We start from the raw sequence: 12,886 nt of genomic DNA, 5'->3' as shown, positions 1-12,886 counted from the left end.
GGAGGCCGCCATGCCCCGCCACCGTGAACTGCAAATAACCCTCAAGCCTGTGCAACTGACCCTGTGTGTGGCATTGGGCCTGTGGCTCGGTGCCGTGGCCATCGCGCTGAGCCTGTGGCTGGCCGTACACCTGTGGCCCGAGCAGGTACAGCCGGTGGCCCAGGCCGTCGCCCCCGCCCTTGCCCGGCCCGCGGCCCCGCCGGCGCAACCGGCGGATGCGCAAAACGAGATGTTCGAGCGCTACAAGGCCATCCTGCACAAGCAGGAGCTGCAGCAGGCGGCCGAGGCCGCGCAAGGCAACCCACGCAACCTCAACAGCCCCAAGTGCCAGTTCTGGCTGTCGCAGAACCGCACTGCGCCGACCGAAAAGAGCCAGGCCAACGTGCTGGAGTTCTGTTACTGATCATGAACAAGGCCGCCCTGCTCACGCGTATCGTTGAAGCCCTGGAAACCGACATGGAAGTATTGCGCCGCGCCGCGCAAACCGCCTACGAAACCGCCACCGCCGAAGAAAACATCGCCGAAAACAAGTACGACACCCTTGGCCTGGAGGCCTCGTACCTGGCCACCGGCCAAGCGCGGCGCACGGCCGAGATTCGCCAGGCACTGCTGATCTACCAGCAACTGGTGCTGCGCGACTACGACCCGGCGCGGGGGATACAGATCGGCAGCCTGGTGATTCTGGAAGATGAAGCGGGGGCTCAGCGGCAGGTGTTCCTGGGGCCGGAAGCGGCCGGGTTGAAGATTGGCGAGGCAGACGCACTGGTGACGGTCATTACCCCGCGCTCACCGCTAGGCCAGCAACTGATCGGTAAAAAGGTCGATGACGAGGTTAGCCTTGGGGCTCAGCTGTTCTTCATTATCGGGGTTGCCTGAACCGGCCCCATCGCCGGCAAGCCGGCCCACAGGTACCCCGCTGCTCTCAAGCTCAGCGCAAACCAGTGGGAGCCGGCTTGCCGGCGATGAGGCCGGCCCTGCCAGCGACCGACTAACCGGCAAGCGCATCGAATTTGCGCGCCAACCCGCCATGAGCGAACTGCTCCTGCACGAACTCGATGAACGCCCGGGTCTTGCCCGGCAGAAGCTTGTGCTCGGCGTAATACAGGCTGATGTGCCCATCATCCACATACCAGTCCGGCAACACCCTTTGCAGTTGGCCCGCCTGCAGGTAAGGCACGGCAAACGGCAGGCTGACCAATGCAATGCCCAACCCCTGCTGGGCTACGGCGCACGCTGCATCGGAGTCGCTCATGGTCATCGCCTGGCGCAATAGCAGTGGCTGCTGCGCCTGCCAACGGCTGGTCAACGGCCACGACCGCACACGGCCGGTCTGCGGTGAGCGAATCAAGATGCCGGCATGGCGGCCCAGCACCTGCGGGTCTTCAATGACCGAATGCTGGCTCAAGTACCCAGGGGCTGCCACCAACACCCGATGCGCTGGGGTCAGCTGGCGCGCCACCACCCCCAGCGGTAGCTCGAACCCGCCGCCGATCGCCGCATCGAAACCTTGGCCGATCAGGTCTACCTGACGGTTGTCGAAATGCCAGTCCGGGGTGATCGCCGGGTAGCGCCGCAAGAATTCACCCAGCAGCGGCAATACGTACAGCCTGCCGAATACCGTCCCCATGCTCACCCGCAACAGCCCGGCCGGCTGGCCTTCGGCGCTGGCCAGGTTGGCCACGGCGTACTGGATGGTACGAAAGCTGTCACTGACTTCGCCTAAAAAACGCTGCCCGGCTTCGGTCAAGGTCAGCTTGCGAGTACTACGCTGGAACAGCCGCACGCCCAGGCGCGCTTCAAGCTGGGCGACATGCTTGCCCACCGCCGCAGGGGTAATGCTCAAACGGCGGGCCGCTTCGGCGAAGCTGCCCACTTCGGCGCTGCGGATAAAACATTCAAGGGCGTTGAACGACTCCATGGCCATGATTACCAACCAAAGGTTTACTCTGCTAATAGTGATTGCCATCTTATCAGCAGGTAATCATCGGTCGATACTACGCCCATCCAAGGCATTCGGCCTTGCTTGCAGCAGGAGATCAGCATGTCCCAGCAACTTACCCTCGAAGGCAAAGTGGCCATGGTCCAGGGCGGTTCACGCGGCATCGGTGCCGCCATCGTCCGCCGCCTGGCCCGTGATGGCGCCCAGGTTGCCTTCACCTACGCAAACTCCGAAGGCCCGGCCAACGACCTGGTGGCACAGGTCATAGCCGCCGGCGGCCAGGCATTGGCCCTGCGCGCAGACAGTGCCGACGCCGCCGCGGTGCAACTGGCAGTGGACGACACCGTAAAAGCCTTCGGCCGCCTCGATATCCTGGTCAACAATGCAGGCGTACTGGCGGTAGCGCCGCTAACCGAATTCGACCTGGCAGACTTCGACCGCACCTTGGCCATCAACGTGCGCAGCGTGTTCGTCGCCAGCCAGGCCGCCGCCCGCTACATGGGCCAGGGCGGGCGCATCATCAACATCGGCAGCACCAATGCCGAGCGCATGCCGTTTGCAGGCGGCGCACCGTATGCCATGAGCAAGTCGGCATTGGTCGGCCTTACCAAAGGCATGGCACGCGACTTGGGGCCACAGGGCATCACCGTGAACAACGTGCAGCCAGGGCCGGTGGATACCGACATGAACCCGGCCAGCGGCGAGTTTGCCGAAAGCCTGATCCCCTTGATGGCAATCGGGCGCTATGGGCAGGTAGATGAAATTGCCAGCTTCGTGGCGTACCTGGCGGGGCCGGAGGCGGGTTACATCACCGGAGCAAGCCTTACCGCCGACGGCGGCTTTGCAGCCTGATCGAAATGTTTGCACGCTGGCGTCCAGCCTGAGCCGCCCAGATACTGAACGCCACTGACCTTGCCCGCACCGAGATATTGATGAACACCCCAACCTTGAGCCGCGCCCTGATCCTGCTGATGGCCACCGCCACCGGCCTGGCCGTGGCCAGCAACTACTACGCGCAGCCACTGCTGCACAGCATCGCCGAACAGTTCGGCCTGAGTACCGCCAGCGCTGGCAGCATCGTCATTGCCGCGCAACTCAGCTATGGCGCGGGCCTTCTGCTGCTGGCGCCTTTGGGCGACCTGTTCGAGCAGCGCCGCCTGATCGTGATCATGTCGGTCATTTCCACCTTGGGCCTGGTGATCAGCGCCTGCGCCCCCAGCTTGCCCTGGCTGATCCTGGGGACCGCGCTCACCGGGCTGTTCTCGGTGGTGGCGCAGATCCTCGTGCCCATGGCCGCCACCCTGAGCGAGCCGCATCAGCGCGGGCGCGCGGTGGGTACGCTGATGAGCGGCTTGCTGCTGGGCATACTGCTGGCGCGCACCGCTGCCGGCTTCATGGCCGAGCTGGGTGGCTGGCGCAGCATCTATGTGTTGGCCGCGGTGCTGATGGCTGTCACCGCCTTTGCCCTGTACCGCAGCCTGCCACAACACCACAGCCATGCCGGGCTGAAATACCCGGCACTGATCGGCTCTGTATTCCGCCTGTTCATCGAGGAGCCAGTGCTGCGCCTGCGCTCGCTGCTGGGGTTGCTGGCGTTCAGCCTGTTCGGGCTGTTCTGGACACCGCTGGCGTTTCTGCTGGCGCGTGAGCCCTACCACTATTCCGACGCGGTTATCGGCCTGTTCGGCCTTGCCGGCGCGGCAGGTGCACTTTCGGCCAACTGGGCCGGCCGCCTGGCTGACCGCGGCAGAGGCTCGCTGGGCACCACAGTGGGCCTTGTTGCGCTGTTGCTGTCGTGGGTACCGCTAGGTTTCGCCGAAAGCTCCCTGCCGGCCTTGCTGCTCGGGGTGCTGGTGCTGGACCTGGCCGTGCAACTGGTGCACGTGAGCAACCAGAATGCGGTCATCGCCTTGCGGCCCGAAGCCCGTACCCGCCTCAATGCCGGTTACATCACCTGTTATTTCATCGGCGGGGCACTAGGCTCCTTGCTGGGCACACAGTTGTTCCAGTACCAGGGCTGGATGGGCATCGTGACGGCCGGCCTGTTGATCGGGGCGCTGGCGCTGCTGGTGTGGGGTTGGGCCGAGCACAAGCGCAAGCGCGCCGTGAAGGCCTGTGCGGCATGACACCGCAACCCTCCGTCGCCTGCTCGTTGACTTGCCCGTCGCGCCAGCGCTTCAGTAGGGATTGATCAAAGCCCCTTTACTGACAGGACGACTCAATGACAAGGCTCACGGTGCAATCCGGCGATTTCTTGCAAGGTGAAGGCGAGTATCGCAATGGATCGCTCACACTCAAGACCCCGCGCAGCCCCTCGCCTGGCGAGCGGATTTCCCTTGCCCGCATCAGCGACCTGCGCCTGGCCAGCCTGGAATCCAATCGCAGCCTGGGTACCGCGCTCGGCTGGGGCATGGCCGGCGCCCTGGTGGCCGGCCCGGTGGGCTTGCTGGCCGGGCTATGGCTCGGCGGCAAGGAGGAAGAAGCCACCTTCCTTGCGACGTTCAAGGACGGCCGCAAGCTGATGGCCAGTACCGATGGCAAGACCTGGTCCAAGATCGACGACAGCTGGCGCCAGCATCGGCACCCGCCTGCAGGGGATTGAACAACTTCAGGCGTACGGGGTGATACGCGCCTGATAACATGAGCGTTTTTTTGACTGCACGGGCCCATTCGCGGGCTTACCCGCGAATGGGCCCGCGTGTGCTCACCGCTCAAGGACCCCAGCATGCCCCTGCCACACCCCCGCCTGCCCCTGAGCCTGCTCAGCCTGGGCCTGGCCCTGCACAGCCCCCACGGTTTGGCTCAAGACAGTGTCACCCTCGCCCCGGTAGAGGTTTCCGACACCTACGGCAACGACGGCTATCAGGTAACCGAAGCTGCGGTAGGCGGGTTTCAGGCAGCCCCCCTGCTCGACACCCCGGCATCAGTCAGTGTTTTCAACCAGCAACTGATCGAAGACCGCCAGGTACGCAAGCTCAGCGAAGTGCTGCAAAGCGATGCCTCGGTCGGCGAAAGCTACGCCCCGATCGGCTATTACGAAAACTTCAACGTGCGCGGCTTCGAACTCAATGCCGCCAGCAGCTACCGCATCAATGGCCAGACCATCGCCGGCGAGCAGAACGTGGCGCTGGAGAACAAGCAGCAAGTCGAACTGCTCAAGGGCCTGTCGGGCCTGCACAGTGGCGTGTCGGCGCCTGGCGGGCTGATCAATTACGTGACCAAGCGCGCCGAGGATGTGCGCAGCGTAACGGTATCGACCAACGAACAAGGCGAGCGCTACCTGGCCACCGACCTGGGCGGCTGGTTTGGCAGTGAACGGCAGTTCGGCCTGCGCGCCAACCTCGCCCACGAAGATATCCGCTCGTACGTCGACCATGCCGATGGCAAGCGCGACTTTGCCTCGCTGGCGTTCGACTGGCAGATAAACCCCGATGCCACCTTGCAGCTCGATGCCGAGTACCAGCACCGCGAACAGCGCTCGGTACCGGGCTATCAACTGCTTGGCGGCAGCGAAGTACCGCACGGCATCGACCCGGATGACCGCCTGGCCTACCAGCACTGGGCCAAGCCGGTACAGACCGATTCACTGAACCTGGGCGGGCGTTTCCAGTACCGCTTCAACGATACCTGGAGCGGCACCCTCAGCGCCTCGCGCAGCAAAGTGGTGATCGATGACTACAGCTCGTTCGCCTGGGGCAGCGAAGCCGGCTGGCAGTCGCACTTCAGCCCGGAGGGCGACTACGACATCTACGACTTCCGCAGCCCTGACGACACCCGCCGCACCGATGAAGCGCAAGCGATGCTCGACGGCCACTTCGACGCGCTCGGCGTGAGCCATGAGCTGACGGTGGGTGCCAGCGCACAACGCCGCACGCTGGATCAGCGCCCCTACTACAACCAACTGGTCGGCAGCGGCAACATCTACACCGGCGCACCCGCCGTGGCGCCCTCGGACCTGCCGGTCGGTGCCAGCGAGCGGCGCCTGGACAGCCGCCAGTACGGCCTGTTCGTCAACGACCGCATCACCTTCAGCGAGCAGTGGCAGGCCGTGCTCGGCGCCCGCGAAGTACGCCTGGACGAAAAGACCTGGGACGAAACCGGCCTGGCCGGGCGCCATACCCGGCAATACCAGTTGCTGCCCAATGCCGCGCTGATCTACAAGCCGCGCCAGGACACCACCGTGTATGCCAGCTACTCCAAGGGCCTGTCCGCAGGGGGTACCGCGCCCTGGTACGCCAGCAACGCGGCAGAAATCCTCGCCCCTACCCTGTCGCATCAGCTTGAGCTGGGCATCAAACGCGACTGGCAGGGCATGAGTTTCAGCGCCGCGCTGTTCCAGATCCGCCAGGCCTATCAATACGCCCGCCCTGAAGGCGACGCCACCTTCACCTACGTGCAGCAGGGCCAGCAGAAGAACATCGGCCTGGAACTGGGCGCCAGCGGCTGGGTGACCTCGAACCTGCAAATCCAGGCCAGCGCCGCAGCGATTCGCGCGCGCGTGAAGAACAGCGGTACCGATGCCTACGAAGACCATCAGGCGATCAACGTGCCGCGCCTGCGCGCAGCCCTGCAAGCCGACTACAGCCTGCCGGTGCCGGGCCTGGCCCTGCTGGGCGGGGCACGTTACAGCGCCAGCAAGTATGCGAGCCAGGCGGGGAATGTGCAGGTGGGCGGCTATACCGTGTTTGACGTGGGTAGCCGCTATCGCACGCGCATCGGCGGCTATGACACGGTGCTGCGCCTGACCGTGGATAACGTGTTCGACAAACGCTACTGGCGGGATGTGGGGGATTACCTGGGGGACAACTACCTGTTCCAGGGCGCGCCGCGGACGGCACGGGTGTCGGCTTCGGTGAGTTTCTAGGGTAGCTTGGTATCACTGGGGTAGATGTGGGTAGGGGCGGACATGCCCCTACGCCCCCCACGCAGGACTAAAAACCCCAAAAACAAAAAACCCCCAAACTTTTCAGCTTGGGGGCTCTTCGTAGAATGTGGCGGTGAAGAAGGGATTTGAACCCTTGATACGATTTCTCGTATACACACTTTCCAGGCGTGCTCCTTCGACCACTCGGACACTTCACCGTTTTCTCTTCAAGCCATTCAGCCTGTCGAGGCGCGCTAATTTAGTAGAAGACCTTTTCTTTGGCAAGCATTTTTTTCAGTTTTTTCATGCATTTAAGCCAGGCCACCGAAAAGCCGAGGCTGCCAAGGCAAAGCCGCCAATCTCGCCAGCGCTTTTACCGCACCCGGCCGCCCTGCCCTGATTGCGCAAGGCATGAGGGCCAGTCGCTGACTGGCTGGTCAACCTTGCTGCTTTACCTGGCCCGCGGCGCTGGGTAACGTCATCGCCACGCCACCTAAAGGACTCTGTCATGAGCGAGCTGATTACCTACCACGCCGAAGACGGCATCGCCACCCTGACCCTGAACAACGGCAAGGTCAACGCCATCTCGCCGGATGTCATCACTGCCTTCAACGCCGCCCTGGACCGCGCCAAGGAAGACCGCGCCGTGGTCATCATCACCGGCCAGCCGGGCATCCTGTCCGGCGGCTATGACCTTAAAGTGATGACCGCAGGCCCCAAGGAAGCCATCAGCCTGGTCACCGCCGGCTCCACCCTGGCCCGGCGCCTGCTCTCTCACCCGTTCCCGGTGATTGTCGCCTGCCCCGGCAACGCCGTGGCCAAGGGCGCCTTCCTGTTGTTGTCCGCCGACTACCGCATCGGTGTCGAGGGGCCTTACAAGATCTGCCTGAACGAAGTGCAGATCGGCATGACCATGCACCACGCCGGCATCGAACTGGCCCGCGACCGCCTGAGCCGCGCAGCATTCCAGCGTTCGGTGAACAATGCCGAAATCTTCGACCCACATGGCGCGATGCAAGCGGGTTTCCTCGACAAGGTGGTGCCGACCGAGCAGTTGCTCGACACCGCGCTGGCCGCTGCGCGTGAATTGAAGAAGCTGAACATGCTGGCGCACAAGAACACCAAGCTGAAGGTGCGCAAGGGCCTGCTCGATGCCCTGGATGAGGCAATCGCGCTGGACCAGAACCCGATCGGTTGACCCTGCAGGCCCTCTGGCCGGTACGCCGCCCGGAGGGCCATCAGGGCGAACCCAAGGTTTGCCCAACCCAGTGCACAGCCGTACACTGCACCGCGACTGTCTGGTGTGAGTCGTACCATGCTTTACTGCCTTCGCATGCTCCTGCTGGCGCTGCACTTCCTGCTGGTCGGGGTTTTAGGCCTGCTGATCGGCCTGCTGCGCCCCTTCAACCGCGACAACAGCCGCATCTTCGCCCGCCTTTACAGCCTGCCGGCCACCTGGCTGCTGCGCATCAAGGTCAAGGCCGAAGTCGGCCCGCTGTGGGACCAGCCACCCGGCTGCGTGATCATCGCCAACCACCAGTCCAACTTCGACCTGTTCATCCTCGGCCACGTGGTGCCCCGGCGCACGGTCGCCATCGGCAAGAAAAGCCTCGGCTGGATCCCGCTGTTCGGGCAGTTGTTCTGGCTGGGCGGCAATGTACTGGTGGACCGCAAGAACGCTTACCAGGCGCGCAAGGCCATGCAGGTGACCACGCGCATCCTGCGTGACGACACTTCTATCTGGATTTTCCCGGAAGGCACGCGCAACCCCGCAGACCAGTTGCTGGCGTTCAAGAAAGGCGCCTTCCACATGGCCCTCGAGGCGGGCGTACCGATCGTGCCGGTGTGCGTCAGCCGTTATGCGCGGCGCCTGGGCCTGAACAGCTGGCGACGCCGCACAGTGATCGTGCGCTCACTGCCGCCGATCGCTACTGAAGGGCTGACCCAGCAGGACATCCCGGCCTTGATCGAGCAGTGCCGCGGGCAGATGCAGCAGTGCATCGACCACATGGAAGGCGAGCTGGCCAAACGCTAGGTTGCCCTCAAGGCCCATACAGCCCAAGCTGTAACCCGTGTGCAACCGGACAAGTGGATAACCATGGGTCGAGTCGTGGCATCGGCGGTATACAGCGCCGGCAGAAAAGTCACCAACATCAGCATCGACGAGGGCAGCGAGTGGGCGCGCAAGCCTGGGCATTTCGTCTGGATCGGCCTGGAAGAGCCCAATGCCGAAGAACTGGCCAACCTGCAGTGCCAGTTCAACCTGCACGAACTGGCCATTGAAGACGCCCTGGAGAAACACAGCCGCCCCAAGCTCGAAACCTTCGGCGACGCCCTGTTCATCGTCACCTATTCACCGGTGCGCCATGAGGGCAAGCTGGAGTTCATCGAAACCCACATCTTCGCCGGCAACGGCTACATCATCACCTGCCGCAATGGCCACTCCAAATCCTATGCCCTGGTGCGCCAACGCTGCGAGGCGCGCCCCTTGCTGTTGGAGCACGGCGAAGATTTCGTGCTTTACGCACTGCTGGACTTCGTCACCGAAAACTACCAACCGGTCAGCGAAGCCATCCATGGCGAGATCGAAGAGCTGGAGCAAAGCGTGCTTACCGGCTCGTTGCTCGAAGACGACATTCGCCGCCTGCACAGCCTGCGCCGCGACATACTGCGCCTGCGCCGCTATGTGGCACCGATGGTGGAGATAAGCGAGGAACTGCAGCGCCTGAGTTTCCCGTTCATCGACAAGAACATGCGCCCCTACTTTCGCGACGTGCAGATCCACGTGACGCGGCAGATGGAAGACTTGGTCGGGATCCGCGACATCGCCAGCCAGACCATCGAGATCGGCATGCTGCTGGAGTCACGGCGGCAAAGCATCGTGCAGCGCAAGTTCGCAGCGTGGGCGGCGATTCTGGCCTTCCCCACGGCGATTGCCGGGATCTACGGGATGAACTTCCAGAACATGCCGGAGCTTGGCTGGCACTACGGGTATTTCGGGGTGCTGGGGGTGATCGGGCTGGGATGCACCGGGCTGTTCGCCAGCTTCAAGCGCTCTGGCTGGCTTTAGCGTGTCGGGGCTGCTGTTGCAGCCCCTATGGCTCAGGCAGCGCTGTCGCTGGCCTTGGCTGGCTGCTGGATGAAGCGCATCATCCACTCACCGACCAGGTCGCCCTGGTGTTCAGTGGCCAGGCTCGCCACCGCCTTGTGGTAAACCTCATCCCCCAGGTATTCCTGGCGTGCATCGAGCAAGGCCCGCGAGTAGTCGTGGACAAACTCCGGATGCCCCTGGAAGCACAGCACCTGATCGCGAATGTGATACGCCGCATTCGGGCAGAAATCGCTCGAGGCGATCACCGTGGCACCTTCAGGCAGCTCGGTCACCTGGTCCTGGTGGCTGATCAGCAGGGTCAGTTCGGAAACCTCAGGGTCCATCCACGGCGCATGCGCCGCCAGCGAGTAGCGATGGATGCCCACGCCCCACCCCTTGTCGGCCCGCTCGGCCTTGCCACCCAGGGTCAACGCCAGCAACTGGTGGCCGAAGCACACACCCAGCAGCTTTTCGCCGCGCTGGTAAAGCTTGAGCAGATACGCCTTGAGGGTCTGGATCCATGGATCGGTACCGAACGAGTCCGCCTTGCTGCCTGTCACAAGGTAGGCATCGAAACGTTCGTCGTCGGCGGGGTAATCGCCATTCATCACGTTGTACACACGAAATTCGGCGGCGATCGGCTGCCGCGAGAAGAGCTGCTCGAACATCCTGCCGTAGCCCTGGTACTGCGCGGTCAACTCCGGTCGCAGGACATCGGTCTCAAGGATGCAGATGCGTAACGACATAGGGATAGTCCTGAACGACGTGGGTGGGAATCAGCTGTAGAGACTGCCGTGAAAGGCACGTACAAGCAAGTAGGCTGCACTGACGAACGGTCACATTTTGTCGGGTAGGCGCTGGGTGTTGCGCCACTGTCTAGCCAGAGCGTGCCAGATGGCTGGCTTTTTGCCTCATATCATCAAGCCACCGATTCTCAGCTTTAATAGAACAAAGGGTTCTTAAACATGGATGACGTTCACCCTACTGTTGGTTGTATATCGATACAAAGAGGTAAGTGGTAGGGCGTGCAGGCACGCTGCGGTGATCGACCCGAAGTGCGACAGGGAAGCCAACGGGTATTCAGGAATAACAACAAGAAGGCGGTCCGCCATGTTCAGACAATCGAAACTTCGCCAAGCTGGGCTCATTTTATTCGCCACGACGTTGCTGTTGATCTTGCCGAACCTGACGCGTTTGTTCGGATGACGATGGCAGTGGCCTCAAGGGGCAACGCACAGGTAACCTGCCGGCCATGACGGTCGGAGAATGCTCATGCGCCTAGGTTTTGCCCTGCTAGCCCTTCTTCTGAGCCTGCCCCTTTCGGCGGCCCAACTGCACCTGGAACTCGACGGCTCGTCGCGCACTCTGGACAGCGCCGATTTGCTGCGCATGCCGCAAGCACGCGAAATAAACATCGAGCAGGACGTGTCCTATAAACGGCCCATGCGTTACCGCGCGGTGCCGCTGGCCACGCTGTTGCAAGGCATAAAGGCAGATGACCACCTGCAGGCCGTGGCGCTGGACGGTTTCGCTGCCGAAATGCCGGCTGCGCCGTTGCTGCAGGAGGGCCCGGCGCGCGCCTGGCTGGCCATCGAGGACCCCGCCGCACCGTGGCCGGCACTGGGCAACGGCAAGCCTAGCGCCGGGCCGTTCTACCTGGTGTGGACCGCCCCGCAGGCAAGCGGCATCCGCCCCGAGCAATGGCCGTTCCAGATTGCCACCATCCGCCGCCTGGCGACGGTGGAGCAACGCTTCCCGGCGCTGCTCCCTGACCCGAAGCTGCCGGCCGAAGGCCCGGTGCGCCAGGGCTTTGCCCTGTTCCAGCAAAACTGCCTGGCCTGTCACCGGCTCAACGGTGCGGGGGATGCCCAGTTAGGCCCGGACCTGAATGTGCCGCATAACCCCACCGAGTATTTCCAGCCGGGGTTCTTGCGCCAGTACATTCGTGACCCGCAAAGCCTGAGGCAGTGGCCACAGGCGCGGATGCCGGGGTTTGCCGAAAGTGTTTTGAATGAAGAGGAACTGGATGCCTTGCTGGCTTACCTAGGGCATATGGCCAAGCGTAGGCCTTGAAGGCCAATCGCCGGCTGGCCGGCGATTGGATCGGGCCGCAAGGCAGCCCCAGCGGGTTTCAGGCTGTCGGCCGTTCCTGCTTGACGCCCCACCCCTCTACCTCGCCGCCATAGGGTGACACGACCTGCTCGAAGGCCTCTTCGAAGTCCCCGATACCACCATAGGTGGCATACATGATCTTGCTCAGTTCCAGGTGCCACACACCATCATCCCGTTCTCGCACCTGAGCATTGAGAGACTCACCGCGAAACTGCCCGGCCGCGCGTCGCGCGCCGGCTTCATCTGGAAATACCGCGTAGAACTCGATGGGGTGGATACGGGTGAAGTCGAAACCGCCAGCTTTCATCTGACGCAGGACATTGCTGCTGATATCGTCGTTCTGGCTGCTCATGAATCGTCCTCCTGAATAAAGCAATGGATAGACTTTCCGTGCACTACGCACCTGCCGGCATTGCCGTGCAGTTCGAGCTGATGCAAGACGCGAATTGACAGGTGCAGCCCCGCAGAACAGGCCAACACCTCCCACTAGCGTAGTGCCTTGCGCGGCACCACGCCAACCGTGCGGGTCAGGAAGATTCCTGGATACGGGTGATGACTACGCCGTTCTGCTCCTTGAGCCAACGTGCCGTGGGGGATAGGGCACGGTCCTGGAAGTCGTTGAGGTCCAGCTCATCCATGACCGGGAAAAGATGCGAACGAATGGCCTTGGCCGCCTCTTCCTCGCTGGGGCACAGTTCACCGTGCATCAGCAGCGTGGTTGGCTCGCCTTTCTGGTCGGCAAAGATGACTTCCCACTCTTTCATTGAATAGCCCTCTCAAGCAGAGAACACCGGGGGTGATGCCTGTTAATGCTTGACCGTGGGCGGGGCGATTTGTTCAGTCAGTTGCAGCCACTGGTGACCGCAGGCCGGCGCCATCT

14 protein-coding genes and 1 tRNA gene are annotated in these 12,886 nt (G+C 62.9%); 10 read left to right on the top strand and 5 right to left on the bottom strand.

Going from position 1 to position 12,886, the window contains the following annotated elements; translation table 11 throughout:
• Window positions 1-10 precede the first annotated feature (10 nt).
• Both ACEWE8_RS22765 and ACEWE8_RS22760 read left to right on the top strand, forming a co-directional pair.
• Entirely contained in the window at window positions 11-403 is a 393-nt protein-coding gene (locus tag ACEWE8_RS22765; RefSeq protein WP_046786601.1) for a hypothetical protein, read from the top strand.
• Window positions 404-405: 2 nt separating this feature from the next.
• Window positions 406-876, top strand: coding sequence for a GreA/GreB family elongation factor (locus ACEWE8_RS22760; RefSeq protein WP_046786602.1), 471 nt, complete (start codon window positions 406-408; stop codon window positions 874-876).
• Between the two features lie 112 nt (window positions 877-988).
• Here the strand turns inward: ACEWE8_RS22760 and ACEWE8_RS22755 are convergent, their stop codons facing one another.
• Window positions 989-1,924, bottom strand: a complete 936-nt coding sequence (locus ACEWE8_RS22755) for a LysR family transcriptional regulator (RefSeq protein WP_046786603.1) — start codon at window positions 1,922-1,924, stop codon at window positions 989-991.
• 117 nt (window positions 1,925-2,041) lie between these two features.
• Here ACEWE8_RS22755 and ACEWE8_RS22750 point away from each other — a divergent pair, with 117 nt between their 5' ends.
• The 4 genes from ACEWE8_RS22750 (at window position 2,042) to ACEWE8_RS22735 (ending at window position 6,803) form a co-directional block, all read left to right on the top strand.
• A complete protein-coding gene (locus tag ACEWE8_RS22750; RefSeq protein ID WP_046786604.1) occupies window positions 2,042-2,791 on the top strand; it encodes a 3-oxoacyl-ACP reductase family protein in 750 nt (249 codons plus the stop codon).
• An 80-nt stretch (window positions 2,792-2,871) separates the two neighbouring features.
• Entirely contained in the window at window positions 2,872-4,065 is a 1,194-nt protein-coding gene (locus tag ACEWE8_RS22745) for an MFS transporter (RefSeq protein WP_046786605.1), read from the top strand.
• Between the two features lie 95 nt (window positions 4,066-4,160).
• Entirely contained in the window at window positions 4,161-4,541 is a 381-nt protein-coding gene (locus ACEWE8_RS22740) for a hypothetical protein (protein ID WP_046786606.1), read from the top strand.
• Window positions 4,542-4,664: 123 nt separating this feature from the next.
• The gene (locus ACEWE8_RS22735; protein ID WP_046786607.1) at window positions 4,665-6,803 is read left to right on the top strand and encodes a TonB-dependent siderophore receptor; all 2,139 of its coding nucleotides are present in this window, start codon (window positions 4,665-4,667) and stop codon (window positions 6,801-6,803) included.
• 128 nt (window positions 6,804-6,931) lie between these two features.
• Here the strand turns inward: ACEWE8_RS22735 and ACEWE8_RS22730 are convergent.
• Window positions 6,932-7,021: transfer RNA gene (locus ACEWE8_RS22730), tRNA-Ser, on the bottom strand.
• Window positions 7,022-7,311: 290 nt separating this feature from the next.
• On the opposite strand from ACEWE8_RS22730, the gene ACEWE8_RS22725 reads away from it, so the two are divergent.
• From ACEWE8_RS22725 to ACEWE8_RS22715, 3 genes are all read left to right on the top strand, one after another.
• Window positions 7,312-8,001, top strand: coding sequence for a crotonase/enoyl-CoA hydratase family protein (locus tag ACEWE8_RS22725; RefSeq protein ID WP_395589370.1), 690 nt, complete (start codon window positions 7,312-7,314; stop codon window positions 7,999-8,001).
• Between the two features lie 117 nt (window positions 8,002-8,118).
• Window positions 8,119-8,838, top strand: a complete 720-nt coding sequence (locus tag ACEWE8_RS22720; RefSeq protein ID WP_046786609.1) for a 1-acyl-sn-glycerol-3-phosphate acyltransferase — start codon at window positions 8,119-8,121, stop codon at window positions 8,836-8,838.
• A gap of 63 nt (window positions 8,839-8,901) precedes the next feature.
• Window positions 8,902-9,873 (top strand): magnesium and cobalt transport protein CorA, encoded by a 972-nt coding sequence (locus ACEWE8_RS22715; RefSeq protein WP_046786610.1) that lies wholly within the window; start codon window positions 8,902-8,904, stop codon window positions 9,871-9,873.
• A 32-nt stretch (window positions 9,874-9,905) separates the two neighbouring features.
• On the opposite strand, the gene ACEWE8_RS22710 is transcribed toward ACEWE8_RS22715, so the two are convergent.
• The gene (locus ACEWE8_RS22710; RefSeq protein WP_012313363.1) at window positions 9,906-10,640 is read right to left on the bottom strand and encodes an amidotransferase; all 735 of its coding nucleotides are present in this window, start codon (window positions 10,638-10,640) and stop codon (window positions 9,906-9,908) included.
• Window positions 10,641-11,166: 526 nt separating this feature from the next.
• Here ACEWE8_RS22710 and ACEWE8_RS22705 point away from each other — a divergent pair.
• Window positions 11,167-11,967: a cytochrome c gene (locus tag ACEWE8_RS22705; protein WP_046786702.1), complete on the top strand. Its 801-nt coding sequence runs from the start codon at window positions 11,167-11,169 to the stop codon at window positions 11,965-11,967.
• A 58-nt stretch (window positions 11,968-12,025) separates the two neighbouring features.
• Here the strand turns inward: ACEWE8_RS22705 and ACEWE8_RS22700 are convergent, their stop codons facing one another.
• Window positions 12,026-12,358, bottom strand: a complete 333-nt coding sequence (locus tag ACEWE8_RS22700; protein ID WP_115272886.1) for a ribonuclease E inhibitor RraB — start codon at window positions 12,356-12,358, stop codon at window positions 12,026-12,028.
• 175 nt (window positions 12,359-12,533) lie between these two features.
• The gene (locus tag ACEWE8_RS22695) at window positions 12,534-12,770 is read right to left on the bottom strand and encodes a hypothetical protein (RefSeq protein ID WP_115272887.1); all 237 of its coding nucleotides are present in this window, start codon (window positions 12,768-12,770) and stop codon (window positions 12,534-12,536) included.
• Window positions 12,771-12,886 lie beyond the last annotated feature (116 nt).

This window comes from Pseudomonas sp. TR47, from assembly GCF_044143025.1.
GTDB classification, from domain to species: Bacteria; Pseudomonadota; Gammaproteobacteria; order Pseudomonadales; family Pseudomonadaceae; genus Aquipseudomonas; species Aquipseudomonas putida_E.
This window is presented reverse-complemented; position numbering and strand designations above follow the sequence as displayed.